The following is a 20,035-nucleotide window of genomic DNA, read 5'->3' on the forward strand; positions in this document are numbered from 1 at the left end:
AGTGTTACCGATGAAAATGAAACATTGTATATATAACGTTTTTCTGATAATAGCATGGACTTCTTGTATAAAGGACAATAGTAGCTATGGACTACGGGAGAAGGAAGTCATCACAGTGACAGGTATAGAAAAGTCTTATAGTGGGCTATTGCATGGCGAAAATATAGTGATCGATCCGATTATTCAGGCTTCAGATGGACAGGCTGACCTGGAGTACCTCTGGGTGATGCTGCCCAATGATACTTTGGCCACAACAAGGGTGCTCGACTTAAAATTGGACAGGAAGCCAGGCTTATATCGGTTGCGCTTACAGGTGAGAAATAGAAGAACGGACTATTCGCACTATGAAACTGTAGAGTTTAAAGTCGGAACAGTGTATACACGAGGATGGTATGTGGCTAAGTCTACGCAGAGACAGACGGATCTAGACCTGTTTGTTCCAGGGGATACACTCCAGGAATATCAGCGTTTGGATGATGTGTTTAACCTAAATAATCATAGGAAATTAGAAGGGGATCCACTTTTGCTGAGCTTCTATCCACGGTATTTTGTGTGGGGTGGAGAGGAATACGTGCCTGCCCGTACCTTATTTGTGGTGTCAGAACGGGACGCCAGCTCGATTGATATCAATAGCTTTACGGAGTTCCGCTCTTTTGAGAGTTTGTTTTATATGACTCCATCTGTAAGGAAGCCTACGTTTATTATGAATGCGGCGGTTGCGCAATATGCTGCTAATGATGGGCAGTTGTACGTCTATTCAGCAGCTTCTAGGAGTACAGGACAGTTTGGGGCACCGAATGGTATAGATGATAGAAATACGCCTTATCACCTTTCTAAATATTTTATAGGTGCGGTATTGGGAAGTGGTGCGTATTTTTTTGATGAGATAAGTAGTTCGTTTGTGCAGGGGGTGAGTGGAGGAGGGATGTTGGCTCCCGTAAGAGATAGTTCGAAAACGGAGATCCCTGCCAATAGAAGTGACAAAAATCTGCTGTATATGGGACTTAAGACGGAGACGCCTACGACTGGTTATGCTGTATTCCAGGACAAAAGCGACGCCTCTAAAAAGGCTGTCGCTGAGATAATCCCCAGTGCCACGCATTTCATGATTAAAAGTAATCCTATCCGACCGACGGAAAAGCTCTATAATGCAAGTAGGTATATGTTGTTGGAGGGCGAGGAAAATCTACTGTTTTTTGTCGTTGGTAATGAGGTATGGTCCCGTAATCTTTCTAATCAAACAGAGCAATTGCAGTATACCGTGCCCCAAGGAGAGAAGATAACGCTGTTGAGACACCGTAAGTATACGTTGGAACCTGAATATGCCCATAGCTATATCGCTGTAGGCTCGGTAATCGGAGGGAAGTACAAAGTCCGAATGTTTACCAAGGATAGTGGCAAGTTGGCTCCCGAGCCGGCATTTATTTTAGAAGGTAATGGCGAGCATGTAGGTGATCTGTTGTATGTGGGGGATGGTTTAAAAGATTTTTTCAGTCATAATACGAGTTATTAGTATAAGATTATCCGTGTTTTTATGAAAACTGGTTTTGTTCTGTTTCGTATTCGAAAGAGGAAAGCTTGTTTTTTCTTTTGTTACCTTTCATAATTAATGATTTCTTAACATAGTCTCGTTACAATTGTCGTGTTGCTGGTAGTTAGGTAGTTAGAGTTTGTTTTTAGTAAAAAATAATGCTAACTAGTTTTTGTTTATTATATTTTTCAATAAAGTTTTGTTATCTATGTGAAATTAAAACCTAAGTAATAATAAACAAATGGTTAACTAAATGAAAGCAACTTTACTTTTTTTGATGGCTTGGTGTTCCATAACACTGGCTACCGCACAGACTGGACTTACCCTCGGGGGGAAGGTTAAGGATAACCTGAATCGACCAGTGGCGAACGCTTCTATTTTAATTAAGGGCTCCAATATCGGTACAGAGACCGATGCCGGAGGTAATTTCGATCTAAAATCGAAGTCCGAATCTGTCATTTTGATCATTTCGGCAGTAGGTTACGAAACGCAAGAACTCCAGGTTAAAGAGTCGTCATCACGTATCGCTGTGATATTGGAGGAAGCTCAGATGGGATTGGATGAGGTGGTTGTAATGGGGTATAATAAAGTCGATAGACAACACGTGGCCTCTTCTGTAGGACAACTGGATATGGAACAAACGAAGTCCAGGCCGATCATGAAGATGCAACAGGCTTTCAGTGGTACGATACCCGGAGTGACGATGATGCAAGGTAATTCGCTGCCAGGGAGTACTTTTGGTAGTATCAATATTCGCGGTGTAAGTACACTGCAGAATGCGGAGCCTCTTGTGATTGTGGACGGAATGGAAATGGATATATCAGATTTGGATCCCAATCAGATCAAGAGTCTAACGGTCCTAAAGGATGCTGCATCGGCTTCGATGTATGGATCGAGGGGAGCTAACGGGGTAATTATCATCGAGACCGAAAGAGGAACCACAGGCAAGTTTAAAGTAAACTTGAATGCATGGTCTGGCTTTAACAAAGCGATCGATTTGCCTCAGTTTGTCAATGCGGAGCAGTATATGCGCCTCAATAATGAAGCTAGCGGATATCAGGGCCAAGCATTGTCTTACTCGGATGAGGATATTGCAAAGGCACAGTCCGGTGAGATCAAATCGGTAGATTGGATGAAGGAAGTGATGCAGCGTACATCGATGGCGCACAATCAATCGGCTAATGTCTCAGGAGGTGGAGGGGTAGGTACCTTTAATCTGATGATGGGACATCTTCGGGAGACTGGGTTGAATGCTATTGAGGGATCCCAAAAATTCACAGCACGATTTAATACAAACGTCAATATTGCCAACAAATTTGTGTTATTGGCCGATTTTTATGCGCAGCGTCTACAAAACGACCGCTTATTGCAAAATGATAATGGCAATGGCCTTTATCAAATCGCCTGGCGGATGAATCCGACCCAACAGGTATACTACGATAGCGGTCTGCCAGAGCACTATATATTGCACGATGACCTCAATCCCGTAGCCCGTATTAAACGAGGTGGGATAAAAAACTATATGCACGATAAAAGTGTGATCAACCTTAGACCTCGCTATAATATTACCGATAAGCTGAATATCGAGGGAAATGTGTCGTATATGGTGAGCAAATCGGCGAATAAAGAAGAAGTAAAGTCTTTTAGATACCTTGACGAGAATGGTAAACCGATTCAAATCGTGTCTAATAAGGTGGATGCCTCGCAAGGGGTGAGTGAAAGCCAATTGACGGCTCGTGCGCTAGTCAATTATACGAACTCATTGCGTGAGGATAAGGACAAAATCTATTTTACGGCTGGTACTGAAGTGATGGACCTGACGTATACCAGTTATAAACAGATTTCGAAAGCTTCGTTTTTTGGTAAATTGAATTACGCATTTGATAACCGTTATATCCTGGAAGCTACGGGTCGTGCAGATGGTAGCAGTAAGTTTGCCCCTGGACATAAATGGGGTTTCTTCCCTTCGGCAGCGGTTGCATGGAATATCCACAACGAGAACTTTATGCAAGGACTGAAGGACGCTAAGGTGTTGTCTAATCTGAAATTGAGAGGATCATACGGATTGATCGGTAACGAGAATGTAGATCCTTACCTGTGGGAAGAAGTGGTGAATAATTATGGATGGACGATGCGGGTGCCAAATCCTGATTTCTCTTGGGAAAAGCAAAAGCAATGGAATGTGGGCGTAGATGTAACGACATTAAAAGACCGATTGACGTTGACTGCCGAAGTATATGATAAATTCTCGTATGATCTGATTTATTCTAAATTCCCAGTACCTCCACTTACTGGATCGCACTCATTGACGACCTCAGTGAATATCGGGGAGGTACGCAACAAAGGGGTGGAACTATCGGCAAACTGGAGCGATAAGATCGGAAATGTAACCTATAGTATCGGAGGTGCGTTCTTCGACAATAAAAATGAGGTATTGAAGGCCGGGTATAAGGATACCGATACCTTGGTCTTTACGGATAATACAGACAAGATATGGTACAAAGGAATTGCGATTGACAACTACTACGGATTCCAGACTAACGGTTTTTTCCGCGATGCGGACGACGTAGCAAATACAGCGGCTAAGATGGCCAATACACTGCCTGGAGATATTAAGTATGTGGATCAGAATGGCGACGGTATCATCAATGATGCAGACCGCGTCTATCTTGGAGACCCATCGCCGCGTTACAACTACAATGTCAATATGAGCTTGAAATATAAGGGCTTTGACTTTAGTATGGTCGGACAGGGTGTCGGTAAACGTACGGCGAGAATAAGCGATCAAGAGGGGTATCCTGTACGGGTGGATGGAAATACGAATGCCCTGGGCGCTCCTAGACAGTATTATGCGGATAATCGTTGGACTCCCGAAAACCAAAATAGCAGATTCCCTAGGGTATGGACGGGGACAAGTACGAATGCCTACCTGAGTGATGTATGGATGGGAAATGCTTCTTACTTCCGTATTAAAGTGTTGCAATTGGGCTATACCGTCAAGAAAATCGGAAAATCATTCCACAACACGAGGTTATACATCAATGCTCAGGATGCGATCACCTTTACTAAATGGGAGGGATTAGAGCCTGAGAGAAATGGTGGTGGTGGTAACTATCCACGTATGGCAACCTATACATTTGGTATAACTACTTCTATATTTTAAAGTTAATAATTGATACAGATGAAAAAATCAAATATATTCTACGTAATGCTCGCCTCGGCTACACTGTCTCTGACAGGATGTGAGAAGTTCTTGGACAAGACCGATCCTACGGCAACTGATTTTGCCGAGTTTTTTAATACGGAGGCGGATGTGCTAAGGGTGTTGTACAGTAGTTTTATGGATCCGTTTTCGCATGGTACCTATAGACATATCCTATTCTATATGGAGGATGGAAAGTCGGATAATGCGTATAGTCGTATGTCGGGCGACCGTCACCAACAGATCGCCAATGGTAATATTAACTCGAATACCGAACCGTTCTTGACCTACTACCAATTGCACATGAAGCACCTGGGACGCCTCAATACTTTTATCGCCAGTATGGATGTGCCCTATATGGAAGATGAAGCGCTGCGCAGTAGATACAAATCCATATTTGAGGCATTGCGTTGCTGGCACTACTTTAAGCTCACGAGCCGTTGGGGCGATGTGCCGTTTCACTTAGAACCGGCCGATCTAGGCTCGGCATTGCAGCCGACCAAAACCAAGGAAGAAATATTAGAGATATTATTTCCATTAGCGGAGGAGATTGCGAATAGATTGCCGAAGGAAATATATACGACAAATGCCTATCTTTTCAATCAATATTCGTTCAAAGCACTGATCATGCGCTATGCCCTGATCAATGGTCGTTACGAGCTGGCGGCTAAACTCGCTAAAGAGGTGATGGATGGTGGTCTGTATGAGCTGCATGGCAAATACGGTGATATATTTAACTATAAAGCGGATAAGACGAACAGGGAATTTGTGATGCGCTTTGATCGAGACAGTCGATCGGGAGGCAGTATTACATTCAATGTAATGGCTCCGCAATCGAAAACAGGACATGGACAATCCTACTTGGTGCCGCTTAAGTCGCTAGTGGATTCTTACTGGACAAAACAGGGAAGACCAATCGACGCCTGCCCACTGCATACTAAAGAGGAATATGAGCTCAACCCCAAGCTGAATCGGGATCCTCGCTTGGCGGAAAGTATATTTATGCACGGTGATACATTCAATGGTGAGAAGTTGGATATCTATGATCCGAGTACCTCGGTATACTATGAGAAAGCAAGAGCTGGTAAATCGGGATTTTGGTTTAAGAAATGGGTGGATCAAGCAGACGTAGCTAAATCGTCTGGAAATATGGATCTTGGTTTTTTACGTTATGCGGAGGTGTTATTGACGTATGCGGAAGCTAAAATCATGCTGAACGATGTGGATGATCTCGCTAAAAAATGTATTAACGATGTGCGCCGAAGAGCGGGACTGGATATGAGCCAGGCAGATGTCACGTTGACAGCAAAATCACAACAAGAGTGGATAGATCTTATACGCAATGAACGTCGTACGGAGTTTGCTGGAGAGGGACTGCGTTATGATGATATATTAAGATGGAGAATAGCTGAAGAGGTGATGAATAAACCGGCGATGGGACATAGTAGATTGGTAAATGGCAAGGTCGAAACGCTGAAAGTGGAAGACCGGTCGTTTAAAGAAAACAACTATCTATGGCCATTCCATGAAAATAGCCTGAAGGTAGAGCCTGCCTTGAAACAGAATCCTGGTTATTAGGAAAACTGTTTTTGGGAATAACAAAGGAGCTTCTTGATAAGAGAAGCTCCTTTGTTTGTTCCAGTAGTCTTGTGTGGATCAAGTGTACGTTCTCGACTAATCAAAGTCAAAGAAATCTGAAAGAAAGGATTTCTTTTTCTTGGGATAGCGTTGGTTGTAATCCCTACTGTCTCTCGAGTCGCGGTGGTCCCGGTAGTCGTTGCGGTCCGTACGATTGTAATGGTCGTCACGTGGGCGTTCGTCGTAGCGGGGGGCTGCTGGAGCCTGTCCTTGTGTGGAAGCATAGTCCATCAGCTTGTCTAATTCGCCACGATCCAACCAGATACCTCTACAGCTGGGACAGTAGTCTATTTCTACCTGATGACGCTCGGTCATCAGTAATGTTTCATTGCAGTTGGGACATTTCATAGTCTTTGTATTTAATTTTGATGTTTGCATTTTACAATTAGCAAGCTATGGATTTTGCCGGAAAACTAGGGCTATACCGTTAAAAATTTACGGTTTTTTAACAGATTTGATGGCTGATAGGGGATACTCTTCCGTTCTTAATATTCGCTTAACATTAGCGTTGTATCTTTGGGCAGATTGGATTTTTAGATAAATGTCTATACCTTTATCGGGAATCTAAATTAACAGCGACAATCGCTAGAACTCATGACAACAATTACAAAAGGTATATTACTGCGGATTAAGCAAGGTGACAGGCTCGCCTTTCGTGCGTTGTATGATGCCTATGCGCCACTGTTGTATGACTTGGGTTTTAGGCTCCTGAGGGATACGGCGGCAGCGGAAGAGTTGGTACAGGACTGTTTTGTGAAAGTGTGGTCCACCCGGGCGGAAATCCAGGAAGACCGAGATCTATGGCCGTTGATCTATGTGATGGCCAAGCGCTTGTGTTTTAATCAACTGCGCCATGCCCGAGTAACAAGAAAATACTTGGTGGAGGTGACGGATGTGCAGGTCAACGATGTGGAGCAGCGACTGGACGTACGGGAATTGGAGAGTCACTTGGAACATTCTATAGAAAGCCTGCCCGAACAGCAAAAAAGAGCGTTACGGTTGAGCCGCTTAGAAGGATATAGCCATCAGCAGATTGCCGCAGAAATGGGTATATCGCCCAATACGGTGAAAAATCATATTACACAGGCTCTTAAAAATATCAGAAAGACGCTTCCACAGGCGGATTATAACTACTTAATGATAGCATATGGCTTTTGGCTTATAGCTAATGGCTTATAGCTTTTGGCATATGGCTTTTGGCATATAGCAAAAAAAAGTACACCGTCGACTAGTCCTTTCGCCCGACTTGGGTGTACTACCTATAATCAAGGCGAAGAAAATTGGATAGAAATAGATTACAACTACTTTTTAATAAATACCTGAATGGTACGCTGACCGAGTCTGAACAACGAGAGTTGGATGTATTGATGGAGGAATTGGAGGAGGCTGAGTTTTCGGATTTGGTGGATCGATCGCTCCAACTAGAGGGAAATAGGGCTTTTCAAGAGGATGCTGTATTTGAACGCATTTTGAGCAAGACCGCGGAAGAAGATGCTGTCTTGGTGCCGTTTTATAAGCGATGGAGCTCCCTGGGAAAGGTCGCAGCGGTGGTGCTCTTGACCGGAATTGTAGGTGTCGTGGGCTATCAGCTGTGGAAGAACAGAGCAGTGGATAATGATCCGGTAGTCGCTACGGCTAAGGAGATAACAACGGATATCGAACTGCCAAAGGAGGATGCATTGATAACATTGGCGGATGGCAAGCAACTCTCGCTGGCTGATGTGGGGAAGGATACGCTTCATTATAAGGGCTTGGCGCTGCTGCGGGGCGGAGATGGTACGATCATTATGCAACAGAGTCAACAGGCAGATTTTTTTCAGGCCAATGAGAAACACCGCTTTGTAGCCCCGAAAGGAGTGACGCTACGTCTTATGTTGCCAGACGCATCTGTCGTCAATCTGAATTCAGATTCGCAGGTGGAAATCTCTAGTTTATTTGGTAAGAAACAACGCGAAGTGACGCTCTCGGGAGAAGCTTTCTTTGAGGTAGCCCACGATAAGACTTCGCCTTTTGTGGTACATGCCAAGAATGCAGCGATAACCGTATTGGGAACCCAGTTCAATATGTCGGCTTATAAAACGGATAAGGATGTGGCGACGACCTTGGTATCAGGTTCGGTACAGGTGGATGCCGCACAGGGGCAGGCTCGTATCAAACCGGGACAGCAGGCACGGGTTAATCATTCGGCGAGTATACAATTGCAAGATAAGGTGGATATGGGACAGGTGCTGGCCTGGAAGGAAGGTTATTTCCGATTTAAAGAGGAGTCTATAAAGAATATTATGGAAGACTTGGCCAAGTGGTATACGATTGCTGGGGTTGAATTTAAAGCGGGGTCGACAGATTTATTTACGGGGAGCTTCAAGCGCTCCAAAAAGCTGAGCGAGGTCTTGGCGAATATAGAACAAGTATCTGATTTACGTTTTGATATTCAAGAAGGGAGGGTGGTCGTGATGAAATAAGGACGGTTATCAGAACAGGAGAAGAGGGGATGCGCCAACACCCTCTCTTCGATAGTACCTGGAAATAGCATCAGTTTTGAATTAATAATATTTTACCAAATACCTATCAAATGTATAAAAATATTACCGCAATTGGAGGGGCTCCCCGCCGATTGCTAACATGTTTACTCATGATGAAGTTATATTCATTTTTGTTGCTGGGTCTTTTCATGCAGGCAAATGGAAGTACCTATGCACAGAAAGTAAGTCTGTCGGTAAAGCGAGCTGAGCTCGCTGATGTACTGACACAGATCCAAGAGCAGACCAATCTTGATTTTTTCTATAACAGCAGCCAACTGAAAGAGGTGGAGAAGATCGATCTGCATGTCAAAAATATGGACCTGAAGAAGGTCTTGGATGCTTGTCTGACGCCAAGGGGATTGTTCTACGTGGTGCAGAACAAGACGGTATTGATAAAAAAGGCGTCGGAGATGGAGGTTGCTGCTTCTGAATTGGGAGTGCAGCAAAAGCAGTTAAAAGGAAAGATTGTCGATAGTAAAGGCGCTCCGTTAACTGGTGCTTCGGTGCGGTTACAGCAGAGTAATATTGCCGCGGCTTCACTGGCCGATGGTTCTTTTACGGTACCTGTGGTACAGGACGAAGGACAGCTCCTGATTACTGCGTTGGGCTATGAAGATCAAGTCGTCCACTATAAAGTAGGAAAAGCGCTCGAGGTCCGTATGATCGAGGCAACAAGTGACCTGGATGAGGTCGTAATTGTCGGATATGGCGTTCAGAAGAAGGCCAACCTGACGGGTGCGGTCGCGCAGGTCAATGCCGAAGATATTGCATTGCGTCCTGACGCGAATATAGCAGCGACACTGCAGGGACTGATGCCCGGCCTGAATATTCAGATTAATAATGGTGATCCTGGAGCAACTCCTGATATCAATGTGAGGGGCTTCAATTCCATCAATGGTGGCAATCCATTGGTACTGATCGATGGTATTGAGGGCAATATCACTCGGGTCAATCCCAATGATATTGAATCGGTGACGGTGCTGAAAGATGCGGCTTCGTCAGCTATATATGGAGCGAGGGGTGCTTTTGGGGTGATCTTGATCACAACCAAGAGCGGTAAAGCAGGTAAAACGGAAATCAATTATTCTAATAATTTTGCCTGGACGACACCAGCTGCGCGTACCGATTTTATCACGGATCCGTATGTCTATGCAAAGACAGTGGATGCCGCTATTTCGGGGTACAATGGAAGTAGCTATAGTCAGTACAATGCGATGGACTGGGAAGCAATCAAGATGGTGTCTAAAGGTGAGATAGGACCATTTCACGAATTGCAGGCTGATGGAACCAATAAATTTTTCTACCAGACGGATTGGTGGGATTATCTGTTTCGCAAGTATCAAGCTTCCAATTTTCACAACATATCGATATCGGGTGGTACCGATAAATTGAAAGGGTATCTCTCTGGGCGCGTATATGACAGACAAAGTATCAATAATATCAACAAGGATGCTGGAATAGGGCGTCAAAATATGAAGGCTAATCTGGTATTCACACCTTATGATTGGCTGGAGGTTTCCAATAACGTGCAGTTTATCAATGAGAATGATAAAGATTATGGTGGTTTTTCGAATGGATTTGGGGGACTGTGGAGTACCACCACTTGGTATAACCTAATGCCGTTTTACCCGAACTTTGTCGATGGTATCCCTACGGATATCGGTACCGGTTCTGGCGGACAAGGTGGTAATGCAGGATTGGCTTCGGGCAAGAGTTGGAGAAATATAGATACCGAAGAGTTTACCAATACGTTTCGTATCGTAGCTCGGCCAATGAAAGGTTTGGAATTTAACTTTGACTATAGCAATAGAATCGAGAATAAGAGTCTCGCGCTACGCTTGAATCCTTTTACATACTTGGCCGGCAATAGGCTGAATCCATTGACGGTAGGACTGAACCGACTGGAGGAGCAACGTACAAAGGATAAATATAACGCACTCAATTTTTTCGGTACGTATAATAGGACTGTAGCGAATAAACATAATCTGCGCCTGTTGTTGGGTTTTAACCAAGAGGAGTATGATCAGGATTTTATCAGTGCGAAGGGAGACGACCTGCTGCTGGAGGACTTGTCCAATCTCTCTCTGGCGACGGTAATGAATGCAATGACCGGAAGTGCTACAAACTGGGCAGTGCGTGGGTTCTTCGGTCGCTTCAACTACGATTATGAGGGTAAATATCTAATGGAAATCAATGCGCGCTATGACGGCTCTTCGCGGTTTCCTGCAGATAGCCGATGGGGCTTTTTCCCGTCTATATCATTGGGATGGCAGATGGACAGAGAGCATTTTTGGCAAGAGATAAAACCGTATGTGTCTTCGTTCAAGCTGAGGGGATCTTATGGTAAACTGGGCAATCAGACGGTACCGGTGAATACATTTAAAGAATTAATGGCGGTGAAACGTGGAAATTGGCTGAACGGAGGAGAAAAGCTGACCGTTGCACAGATGCCAGGACCATTGCCGAGTGTGGTAACATGGGAAAGTACCAAAAGCTTGAACCTGGGAGCGGATATCGGTGTGCTTGACAATAAATTGTTTGTCAATGCGGATTGGTACCGTAAGAATGTGGAAGGCATGTACTTGCCGGGAGAACCGTTGCCAGGTGTATTTGGTGCTCGGGAACCACGTGAAAACTACGCTGCATTGCGTAATGATGGATGGGAAGTCGGTGTGTCCTACCGCGACAAGTTTGACGTGGCAGGAGCTCCGCTGCAGTTTAACGTGACAGCCAATCTATCAAACTTTAAAGGTACAATCACGAAATACAATAATACGAAAGGGCTCCTGAGCAGTTATTATGAAGGGCAGCGTTTGGGAGAAATATGGGGCTACCGCGTAGCAGGGCAATTCCAATCGGATGAAGAGGCGGCGGCTTACCAAAGTCATTTTGATATACCAGGTGGTGCACAGGCATCGGTCAATCTGGGGCAGGTATATGACGATATACTCAACGTGATGCAGAACAGTGAATGGAGTCACCTGCGTGCCGGTGATATCAAGTACTTGGATCTCAACGGTGATCGGAAAATAGATAAAGGGGATAACACTTTGGACAATCACGGTGATCTGGAGCGTATCGGTAATGCGATGCCTCAATATCTCTTTGGGCTTAACCTGAATGCGAAATGGAAAAACTTTGATTTTTCCACAGCGCTGTCTGGTGTAGGACGCCAAGATTGGTACCCTACAGGCGAGTTGTTCTGGGGTACGTATCAAAGACCTTATCTGTCATTTATCCGTAAAGATCTGATCGACAATGCGTGGACGCCCGACAAGCCGGGAAATACTTATCCGCAGATTTATAGAGGATATTCCTCGTTACAGGGGAGACGCTCACTCTATGAAGTCAATGATTACTACTTGACCAACCTTGGTTTTTTGCGTGTCAAAAATATGACGGTAGGGTATACGCTGCCACAGGAATGGACGAAGAAAGCTAAAATAGAGCGCCTGCGTGTGTTTTTCAGTGGTGAAAATATGTTTACATGGAGTTTTGGCAAGCTGACGAAATACATCGATCCGGAGCAGGCTGGAGCAGGGGTAAGTTATTCGGCACCAAAGGATGCCACTCAGCGCGGCGATCAACGGGTATACCCAATGGGTAAGACGTATTCTTTTGGGGTAATGATAGGGTTATAAATAGGAAGACATCATGAAAATTAAACTAATAACAATTGGATTAGGAGTTATATGGAGTGGGATGATGATGTCCTGTGACAAGGACTTCTTGGATAGACCATCGGAAGATCAGGTAGAGGCTCCTTTCTTTTTTAATACAGCCAAAGACCTAGAGGTCGCTACCAATGACTTTTATAGTGCGTTTTCTAGAAATTCTGACGAAAAAGAATGGACAGACAGCTATACAGATGATGCGGGCTCGGATAATCTGATGCCACTGAATCCAGCGGCCAAGGTGCGGGGATCGAGGGTCGTTCCAGTGGCCCGTGGTTCAGGTGGCTGGAACTGGGACGATCTGCGAAAGATCAATTATTTTTTGATCAATTATCATAAGGTAAAGGACGAAGCGGCCAAAGCAAAATATGGCGGCATAGCCCGTTTTTTTAGAGCATATTTCTATTACGATAAGGTCAAAACCTTTGGAGATGTGCCTTGGTACAGTGGTGTGTTGGATGCAAAGGATCCGGAATTATACAAAGCCAGAGACTCCCGTACGCTGGTCATGGATTCGGTCATGGCCGACCTTGACTTTGCCATAGCGAATATTCCAGCAGAGAAGCAGGTGAATCTGATAACACGCTATACGGCGATGTTGTTAAAAGCTCGTGTGGCTTTATTTGAAGGAACATTTCGTAAATACCATGGTTTGGAAGACGCCGATAAATACTTGACCTTGGCCGCAACAGCAGCACAGGATCTGATCACTTCCAATGCCTATACCTTGTATACGGAGGGTGGTGCCGAAAATGCGTATAGAAATCTTTTTGCACGAAACAACCAAGATAATATCGAGACGATATTGGCCATAGATTTTGAGTTGGGGCTTAAAGTACATTCCCTCGGCTCTTCTTTTACATCAGCTACACAGGGATCTTATGGTATACCCAAAGACTTGGTCAACAGTTACCTCATGCGGGACGGATCTCGATTTACTGATAAAGCCAACTACAAGACCATGGGCTTTCTGGACGAAATGAAAAACCGTGACCCTCGATTGACACAGACGACGGCGGGACCAGATTTTAAGGTGATTGGAGAGTCTAAGAATGAACCTGTCAACCTGTCAATTACAACAACGGGATATCGATTGATTAAAGCACTGCCAGATCGGAGCCAATGGGCGACCTCTGGAGCGTATTTTGATATTATATTATTCCGCTATGCAGAAGCTTTGTTGGTTTTTGCAGAAGCAAAGGCCGAGTTGGGTACCTTGACTCAAGCGGACTTGAATATCTCGATCAATAAATTGCGTAGCCGAGCGGGTATGCCGAATCTGGATATGGCACAGGCTAATGCGAATCCCGATCCGTATTTGTTGGCTATGTATCCCAATGTAAAGGGGATGCAGGGGGTGATATTGGAAATCAGGAGAGAGCGTCGTGCCGAGTTGTTTAATGAAGGATTCCGGTGGGACGATCTGATGCGGTGGAAAGAGGGATTGAAGGTAAACCAACCTATTGTAGGGGTATATTTCCCTGGCGTGGGAGCATACGATTTTACTGGAGATGGACAGCCGGATGTCTTCGTGCATACAGGCAGCACGGCGGGAGCACCTTCTTCGGTGACATCAATGGTGAATATTAAACAGCGGACACTATGGGACCCGATTACCGGTCAGCAAGGAGGAAATTCTGGAAATATAGATCCTTTTCCCAATCGGGGTGGTTTTAGAGAGGACAGGGATTATTTTGCACCTATCCCTTCGGAAGAGTTACTGCTGAATCGCAGCTTGAAGCAGAATGATAAATGGGACGAATAGGCTCGAGCAATAGGTAGAAAATTATTAAAAGATATGCGAAATGAAAAATATAAACTATATACTGCTGTGCTTACTCTTGGTGTTGGCAAGCTGTAAAAAAGATAAAGAGGGCTTTGAAGAAAAGCTGCTGATGAATGTCGATTATATGGAAGTCAGTAGTAAGACAAATGCCTATAGTTTTGAAGTGCTGTCCAATACAACCATTGGTGTAGAAACTGATGCCGACTGGATCTTGTTGGACACAACGGCCTATGAGAAAGGGAAACGACGGATTGGATTCTCCACAGTGACCAATGCGGAGGATGAACGATCAGGGACTATTTCTGTTCGTATCAATCAAGATGAATCCAGGCAAGTGCTCGTGGTGCAGGAGTCGGGTAAAGTGCCTGTATTCTATGTGACAGTAGACGGTACAGGGGATGGAAAGTCCTGGAATACACCTACAGATCTTAATACAGCGATAGAAAAGGCGACAACGAATAGTACGATTTATTTGGCGGAGGGAGTCTATAAGCCATCCAAAACAATCCGTAATGGAGATGCCAGCGAAGAATCCGACTATACTTTTGAGATATCAAAAAATATTACATTGATTGGCGGCTTTGCCGAAGATGCACTGCCAGGAGCCAAACCGAATGCTGCATTGTACAAAACAATATTGGATGGTCAATTGGCTTCGGGTAAAGAGGCATTCCATACGGTGACCATTACAGCCGCATTGGATACGGAATCTAAGGTTCATCTGGAAGGATTGACTATTCGGGGTGGACATGCAACGGATAGATCTACGAATACAACGATCAGTAGTGTAAAGTATAGCCGTGGACATGGTGGCGGTTTATTGATCGCGAATGCCAGAGTATACCTCAGACAGGTGGAGATAACGGACAATAAAGCATCCAATGCGAAAGGTACAGTAGGCTTTGCCGCAGGGATGTATGTGTTTGCAGGAGCTGATGTGACGATGGAAGACTCGAAAGTCAATGGCAATACAAATAGTAGTAACAACGGTGGTGGTGTATGGGTGGCAGATGCCACGCTAACAGCCTATCATTGTCAGTTCAACGATAATTATGCCAAAGGTACTGCCGGCGGTATTCATGGCTATCCAAATGCGAATATCTACCTGTATGATTCGGAGGTAATGAACAATAGCAATACGTCCTATGGAGCTGGTGTATATATGCGGGAAAACTCAAATGCAGTCCTTGTAAACTGCCTGATCGTAGGGAATAAAAGTACGTCGGCCAACGGCGGCGGTGGGGTGATGCAGTATGGAGGTACCAAGGTGGATATCATCAGTTCGACGATCACAGGCAATGAGGTCGTAGGACCGGGTGGAGGTGTATATCGAAGAGATAAAGTGAATAATCTGACAGTTGTCAATTCGATTATATCTGGCAATAAGCAAGCGGCGACATCGAAGGATGTGGATGCCCATACGGACAACGTAACAGTGATTCCAAGTATTAAGAATTCGGTGACGGGTGCATCGACTTATGGAGATGCAGGTACAGTTGTAGCTGGAGCTGTATTCGCTCCGTCTTCGATGTTGAATGCCGAATTTCTACCCATAGGTACCAATAATCCGGCATTGACCTATGGCCTTACAGGGACAAGCCTTGGTGCTATCGGACAGGGGTACAATCCGCAGTTGGATAAGCGAATTGAGAAAGATATCAATGGCGAGCCGCGGACAGGAACGTTTATGGGGGCAAAAGTAAAATAACATTAAAAGACAAGTTATACACCTATGAAAAAGCTTTTTTTGTTTCTGTTATGTGGTGGCTTCCTGCTTGAATTGGGCTTTGCTGCCAATCCCAAGACCATTATGTTGGTCTTGGGCTCGGCAGACGTGGACGTGCTGAACGAGCGGATAGCGATTGCGGCACGGCTGTACCGCACCCAGCCAATCCAAAAGATAATCGTAAGCGGTGGCTGTGGTGCACATGGATCGGGTATCTGTGAGGCTACAGCAATGCAGGAGGGATTGGTAAGGAACGGAGTGGAAAGTAAAAAGATATACAAAGAGGAAAATGCGAAGACAACGGTGCAAAATTATGTGTTCAGTAGGATTTTGCGCGATGAATCGGACCAACAGATTATCCAACCTGGAGATACGGTTTTTGTAGTATCCAATCACTGGCATGCCATTGCTGTGGCAGCACGTCTGCAACAGTATGATGCTGTGGTGGGGCGTTTCTATATTGAAGGTAATATTGTGCCAAAAGCAACGGACAAATTGGATTATGTGGGCATTTTTAATGCTCAGCCTGACAATGATAAATTCGTACTGCGGGGCTCTTGGCTTACGCCAGAGGCGTGTTGGTCTGTCGGTGATAGCCTGTATTATCTTCAAAACAATATGGTCTATGGTACCGATAAAGACAATAGGTCTTTTTCTTTACAACGAGCGGAGGATGTGCTGCATTCTTTGAATCTATTGGACGCTGCGCATTCAAGAGCATTTATCGATGGGGGTAAATTTTGGTGGGTGCGCCATGGGGACAGTCTATGGAAAGTGGAAAAGGGTTCAAAAAAGGTATCTGAGAAATTGGTGTGGTCGAATTGGATTGCAGGAATGCCTGATGTTTGGAAGAAGGGTGCCTTTAATACAGGAGTACTTTGGAACAACACTCTGCTATTGTTTGCTAATGAAAAGATATTGGTAGCTAGGCTTGAAAAGAAGGGATTTGTATTCGTTAAAGAGACAACTGCAGCTGAATATTTTGGAAATTGGCCCTTTACCTGGGGCAAAAGTAATGTAGCGGCAGCTATGGGGGATTCTTCTACGGGTAATCTGACGCTTTATCGGAACATGGAACGTATGGCAATAGATCAGGATTTGCAAGTGATAGCCCCACCTGTTGCGAATAAGTTAAAATGGATTGAAGATCCTAAATGATAACCTTATAATTTGATAAGCATGAAAAAGAATTTTATATATAGTTTAATGTTGCTTTTCCTCGTTTTTGCGTGCAGTAAGAAAGAGGAAGGAACACAGTTGCCATACGACTACTCGAATGTTGAAAAGGCAGGGCTTAAGGAGCTGCTTGAAAAAGCCGATTGGAAGAAAAAAGAGGTGTCTGGAGGGATAGTTTGGAAGTATTATCAATTTCCACAGATTTTTGACTCTAAGCAATATATCAATATTCTGGAAGTAGATTTGAACAAAGGACTGCATATCGAAATTCCTTATGTAAAAACGGGCTTTCTGAAGACGAGTACCGCAGCGGCAGCAAATAACGCCTTGGTAGCTTTCAATGGCAGTTACTTTAATACCAGTACTGGGGGGTCAACGACTTTTTTTAAGTACGACGGAAACCTGGTGAATAATACGGTTTCTGGATTTAGTGCCTATCGGGAAAATGGTGCAGTGGTGCTGGATAATAAAGGGGGAGCTAAGGTGATTGCTAAGCCTGGTTCGGGTTGGGCTGCAGTAGCAGAGCCTGTTGTATTGGCTGGAGGACCGTTGCTGCTATTGGACGGCAAACAACAGTCTCAGCTGAATGTGGATTTTAATACAGCGAGACACCCCAGAACTGCGTTTGGGGTGACGGCTGACAATAAAATGATTGTTGTCGTAGTGGATGGTCGATCCTCACAATCCCAAGGACTCACCATTGCGCAACTTTCTGAACTGATGGCTGCACTGGGCTGTACGCAAGCACTTAACCTCGACGGAGGAGGATCTTCTACAGCCTGGGTGAAGGGAGAAGGGGTGGTCAACTTTCCCTCAGATAATGGCAAATTCGATCATGAAGGCGAGCGTGGTGTAGCTACTGTCTTTACTGTTAAGTAATATAATCAACCTAACCATTAGACATTCCTGGATATAGCCTAGTCGTATCCAGGAATTGTTGTTATTAGAGGATTTAGTTTTATCAATAGACAGGGTGTGATATTGTCATAATAGGTGTCTAAAGGGTATAGGGGAATTAATAAGACCTGAACCAAATAGCCATTGACCTGTTCTCTTGGTATGGAAGTGAAGAAACAAAGGCATTTCGTGTTACCAAAATGGAGCAAATGGTTGATTGGCATAGTGGGGGTGATTTTCTTCACCATCCTTATAGGCAGCTGGTATCTGTCCTACAATTATCGCTCAATTATTGTTCAGAAGTTGAGTGACAAGGTCAAGACGGCATCGGAAGGACTGTATGACGTGGCCATTGGCGATGTAAGTATTAATCTATTGACGGGGTCTGCAGCGGTCAGTAATCTGAGGCTTACAGCTGATACGGGGACGTATACCCGACAGGTAAGCCAGCATACGGCCAAGAGCAATCGCTATGACTTTTATATACATCGAATGGAAATTGCTGATCTGAATTTTTGGAAATTATTGGCAGCCAAAGAGATCCGTCTACGATCTATAGGGATAGATTCATTGAAGCTTAAAGTCATAAAAACGGCACTGCCTTATGAGGAAAAGGAAGGTGATAAGGAGGTCCATGAGCGGTTGGGTAGTATAAAAGGTATCTGGATTGGCAAGGTAGACCTTAAAGATGCCGATGTGGAATTTCTGGAAACGGAGAAAGGGGATACAGCCCGTATGGAACATGTCGCTTTGTCGGTTTCGGACTTTATGCTCCATAAGGAGAGCAGCCAAGAGTTTGGTAGAACACTCTATAGCAAGAGGATCGTTCTAGAGATACCTGGATTTGAGGGGGCTATTCCTGGCAGTATCTATACATTGGCCTTTGATAAATTAAAACTCGACAGTGAACAGGGTGATATCGATGTCCACGGAATGCAGATTAAGCCTGCAAGGGATGAGGAGAAGTATTTTCGACAGGATAAGCTGAATAAGGCGTTGGTCTTTTTGAACTGGGATATGATAAGAGCCGAAGGAATAGATTTCAACAGTTTCTTTACAAGTGACCTTCTGTATGCCAAAAAGCTATATCTATATGACGGAGCGACAGTGTTTAAAAAGAATAAGCATTATCAGGAGGAACGCGTGAGTAAAATTGGAGAGGGGCCACACCAAAAGATCATGAAACTGCAGCAACGGCTGTGTATAGACAGTGTGACTGTAAAGAATGTTCTTGTCGAATACAGACAGGTTAATAAAGCGGGAACTGACGAGGGGATTATCTCTTTTCGAGATACGCATGGTGTATTGACTAATGTCACGAATGATACAGCAAAATTAGAGGAAGATAGGTATATGCGTGCTGATCTGCGAGCGGCTTTGTTGGGGCAGGGAGAATTGCATGCAAACTTTGGTTTTGATATGCTCAGTAAATATGGTGAATACAGCTATAAAGGTTCCTTGTCACCCATGTCGGCTCCCGCATTTAATAAGATCTTGACGCCGTTGGTCAATCTGGAAATTGCGTCGGGTAAGATACGTCGGATTGATTTTGATTTGAAGGGGAATGATCTCCGTAATTGGGGGAAATTTGAATTTAGGTATGATGGTTTTAAAGTTAACTTGCTGAAGAGGAGTAATGATCAAAGGAGAAACAAAAAGGGAGTCCTATCCTTCTTTATAAACTCATTTGTACTGAACGACAGTAATCCAGATGCCAATGAGGTATATCATGTGGGGCATGTGGATCGAAAACGGGTGCCGGAGCATCCTCATTTTAAAGCGATTTGGAAAAGCTTGGAGGATGGAATAATCCAGTGTACGGGTATACAGTCGGACTGGCTAAGGAAAATGTTGTAGGAGGATCGATTCCTGAACATAAAAGG

The 20,035-nt window shown here is 44.4% G+C and carries 12 protein-coding genes; 11 read left to right on the forward strand and 1 reads right to left on the reverse strand.

Features of this window, described 5'->3' with window-relative positions:
- Positions 1–16 precede the first annotated feature (16 nt).
- The 3 genes from M472_RS40935 to M472_RS40945 all read left to right on the forward strand — a co-directional run bounded on the left by M472_RS40935 (position 17) and on the right by M472_RS40945 (position 6,311).
- Positions 17–1,513 (forward strand): PKD-like family lipoprotein, encoded by a 1,497-nt coding sequence (locus M472_RS40935; protein ID WP_021071838.1) that lies wholly within the window; start codon positions 17–19, stop codon positions 1,511–1,513.
- Positions 1,514–1,784: 271 nt separating this feature from the next.
- Positions 1,785–4,694: a SusC/RagA family TonB-linked outer membrane protein gene (locus tag M472_RS40940; RefSeq protein ID WP_081643216.1), complete on the forward strand. Its 2,910-nt coding sequence runs from the start codon at positions 1,785–1,787 to the stop codon at positions 4,692–4,694.
- Between the two features lie 18 nt (positions 4,695–4,712).
- Positions 4,713–6,311 (forward strand): RagB/SusD family nutrient uptake outer membrane protein, encoded by a 1,599-nt coding sequence (locus tag M472_RS40945; RefSeq protein WP_021071840.1) that lies wholly within the window; start codon positions 4,713–4,715, stop codon positions 6,309–6,311.
- A gap of 96 nt (positions 6,312–6,407) precedes the next feature.
- On the opposite strand, the gene M472_RS40950 is transcribed toward M472_RS40945, so the two are convergent.
- Positions 6,408–6,719 (reverse strand): TFIIB-type zinc ribbon-containing protein, encoded by a 312-nt coding sequence (locus tag M472_RS40950; protein ID WP_031301984.1) that lies wholly within the window; start codon positions 6,717–6,719, stop codon positions 6,408–6,410.
- 246 nt (positions 6,720–6,965) lie between these two features.
- On the opposite strand from M472_RS40950, the gene M472_RS40955 reads away from it, so the two are divergent.
- The 8 genes from M472_RS40955 to M472_RS40990 all read left to right on the forward strand — a co-directional run bounded on the left by M472_RS40955 (position 6,966) and on the right by M472_RS40990 (position 20,009).
- Positions 6,966–7,550 (forward strand): RNA polymerase sigma-70 factor, encoded by a 585-nt coding sequence (locus tag M472_RS40955; RefSeq protein ID WP_021071842.1) that lies wholly within the window; start codon positions 6,966–6,968, stop codon positions 7,548–7,550.
- Positions 7,551–7,651: 101 nt separating this feature from the next.
- Positions 7,652–8,833 carry a FecR family protein gene (locus M472_RS40960; protein ID WP_021071843.1) on the forward strand — a complete coding sequence of 394 codons (1,182 nt, stop codon included), beginning with the start codon at positions 7,652–7,654 and terminating at the stop codon, positions 8,831–8,833.
- A 170-nt stretch (positions 8,834–9,003) separates the two neighbouring features.
- The gene (locus M472_RS40965) at positions 9,004–12,534 is read left to right on the forward strand and encodes a TonB-dependent receptor (RefSeq protein ID WP_235049533.1); all 3,531 of its coding nucleotides are present in this window, start codon (positions 9,004–9,006) and stop codon (positions 12,532–12,534) included.
- A gap of 13 nt (positions 12,535–12,547) precedes the next feature.
- Entirely contained in the window at positions 12,548–14,332 is a 1,785-nt protein-coding gene (locus M472_RS40970) for a RagB/SusD family nutrient uptake outer membrane protein (RefSeq protein ID WP_021071845.1), read from the forward strand.
- 40 nt (positions 14,333–14,372) lie between these two features.
- Positions 14,373–16,061, forward strand: coding sequence for a right-handed parallel beta-helix repeat-containing protein (locus M472_RS40975; protein WP_021071846.1), 1,689 nt, complete (start codon positions 14,373–14,375; stop codon positions 16,059–16,061).
- 24 nt (positions 16,062–16,085) lie between these two features.
- Positions 16,086–17,237 carry a YdcF family protein gene (locus M472_RS40980; protein ID WP_021071847.1) on the forward strand — a complete coding sequence of 384 codons (1,152 nt, stop codon included), beginning with the start codon at positions 16,086–16,088 and terminating at the stop codon, positions 17,235–17,237.
- A 21-nt stretch (positions 17,238–17,258) separates the two neighbouring features.
- The gene (locus M472_RS40985; RefSeq protein ID WP_022829441.1) at positions 17,259–18,134 is read left to right on the forward strand and encodes a phosphodiester glycosidase family protein; all 876 of its coding nucleotides are present in this window, start codon (positions 17,259–17,261) and stop codon (positions 18,132–18,134) included.
- A 180-nt stretch (positions 18,135–18,314) separates the two neighbouring features.
- Positions 18,315–20,009 (forward strand): hypothetical protein, encoded by a 1,695-nt coding sequence (locus tag M472_RS40990; protein WP_021071849.1) that lies wholly within the window; start codon positions 18,315–18,317, stop codon positions 20,007–20,009.
- The last annotated feature ends 26 nt before the right edge of the window (positions 20,010–20,035 follow it).

Origin of the sequence: Sphingobacterium paucimobilis HER1398 (genome assembly GCF_000416985.1) — a bacterium.
Classification (GTDB): Bacteria; Bacteroidota; Bacteroidia; order Sphingobacteriales; family Sphingobacteriaceae; genus Sphingobacterium; species Sphingobacterium paucimobilis.